The 2,108-nt window shown below is 66.6% G+C and carries 2 protein-coding genes; both read left to right on the plus strand.

Annotated features, from left to right (window positions below; translation table 11 throughout):
* Nucleotides 1-154: 154 nt before the first annotated feature.
* Nucleotides 155-544: a hypothetical protein gene (locus ABD191_RS28545; protein WP_030900957.1), complete on the plus strand. Its 390-nt coding sequence runs from the start codon at nt 155-157 to the stop codon at nt 542-544.
* Nucleotides 545-953: 409 nt separating this feature from the next.
* Nucleotides 954-1,724, plus strand: coding sequence for a DUF3800 domain-containing protein (locus ABD191_RS28550; RefSeq protein WP_030900954.1), 771 nt, complete (start codon nt 954-956; stop codon nt 1,722-1,724).
* Nucleotides 1,725-2,108 lie beyond the last annotated feature (384 nt).

Here is a 2,108-nt window from a genome sequence, read left to right on the forward strand (position 1 = left end):
GTTGGGCGTGCCGCGCACCACCGTGTACGGCCACCTCGATCGGTCCACCGACAACGCCCGTAAGGCCAGCAAGTAGGCAGTCGTTATGCGCTGGTCTACCGCAGCGGGCGCTCGCGATGTTGAATGGGCGCCCGTCGGCAGAGAGGAAGAACAGATGCCTCGCCGGAAGAAGTCGCCCCTGCCCACCTTCGTGCCGTGGGGCGATGGTGACGTGATCAGCTTGCGGCATCATGACCACGACCTGAAGATCGGCCGTATCGAGCTGCTCGCCTACGACGGAGCGCAGAGGTGGCGGCTCTCCTGGAAGGCCGACTACCTCCCCGCCACGTGGCACGACGACGCGCAAGCAGCCGCCAAGGCCGCGAGCGACACCTACGCGGCCTTCCTGTTGGCTGAGCGTGAAGCGCATCGCGACTCCTACGAGGAGTGGGAGTACCAGGACCGGTTCACTCGCCGTCAGGCCAGCGCCGTTGCTCGGGCCGTCCGGGTTCCGATGGGCGGCCAGCGTGGATGGACGCCGGCGCCGAACGGTGACCCCGCCTGACCCCCGCCCGTTGTCGGCGCCCCGTGCCACACCTGGCATAGACGCGAATGCACATCTGCCACTAGAGGTCTTCACCGTCAGGGACGGGTACTGACCGGCGCACGGTGAGCACTGCCTAGCCCCCGCCTTCGAGCGGGGGCTTCTTCGTGCTCCTAGGCCACGGCACGGCGTATAGATGCGCGTGGATGCCGCCGATCGGGTGTAATTTACCGTCACCGGTCGTGCGCATGGGCGCGTCGGCCGCAGAGGGCCTTATGCCCCCGGCGGGCTGGACCCCGCCGAGGGGGAGAACCAAAGGAGTGCAGTCTCCCGTGGTACGTACTTACCGTAGCGTGCGCCGCTGCGCTCGTGCCGTCCGATGACGGACCCGTTTAATGTCCGGTTCCTCCACCCGAGTTCCTTGCCCCGGGTGAACGTCTACGTCGACGAGACCGGAGACCGCGGCTACGGAAAGCAGTCCTCGGCTTTCTTCGCCATGACGGCACTCATCGTGCCGGAAGAGGAAGACTGGAACGTGCGCGCAACCGCGGGCGGCCTCCGCGCACTGATCCACCAGAGCCGGCCCCAGGACGTTTCGCGGCCGCTGCACTGGGTTGACCACTTCAAGAAGAAGCATCCCGAGCGCCGCCGCAATGCGGCCCGGATGCTGGCAGTAATGCCCTCGGCGAAGGTCGTCCACGTGATCGTCCCCAAGGACGGCACGCGCCAGTTCGCCGGCATGACGAACGGTGTCCGGTTCTACAACTACACGACGCGCCTACTCCTCGAGCGGGTGGCTTACGCGGCCAAGGGCTGGGAGGGCGGCCCCCGTTCGGCCGTCGTTCGGCTGGGCGCCGTGAAGGGCATGGACCACAGCGACACACTCAACTACCTGACCTACGTGAAGCAGGGGTTTGTCGCCACCTATGGGGTTCCCTGGAGTCACATCAAGTGGCCACCCAAATGGCACGGCACCGAGTGGGACGGCATCCAGCTGGCAGACATCCACGCTGGCCTGCTGAACGCTGCGCTGTCGGGCTCCCCGAACGACGACGACTGTGCCGAGAATCTCCTGCTGTGCAAGCACCAGCTGTACCGCAAGACCTCCGGCGGTTCGCTGCTCGGCTACGGCGTCAAGGTGGTGGGCGACCCCGCCTACGTCACCTGCCGCAGCTGGTGGAAGAAGTGGTGTGTGGCCTGACGCAGGAAGTCCCCAGGAGGGCTCCGGGGGCCACTGCCACCTCTGTGGGTGGAGGATCCAGTTGCCTGGCTCGGGCTGATCCCGGCAGCCCACCTGGGGACTCCCAAAGCGCTATCACTTACCCGCAGGCTACCTGAAACTTCAGGTAAGTGCTGCAGTGGGGTAGCAGGCTTTGCCCATCATTCACACCGATTGAGGATGCGAATAGGCGGGGAGATTTCCCACGTCATATGCCTATCGCTGCCGGACGCTGAGGTCTACGGTGCTCCCACCGGACCCCCCGGGGCCGGCGTCCCTCCCGGTCCTCCCCACGGGAGGGCTGCCGCGCGCGCTCAGCCCTCGTCGGCCTCGGCATAGACGTGCGGCTGGCCGCCTTGGCATGCG

Origin of the sequence: Luedemannella helvata (assembly GCF_039528415.1) — a bacterium.
GTDB classification, from domain to species: Bacteria; Actinomycetota; Actinomycetes; order Mycobacteriales; family Micromonosporaceae; genus Luedemannella; species Luedemannella helvata.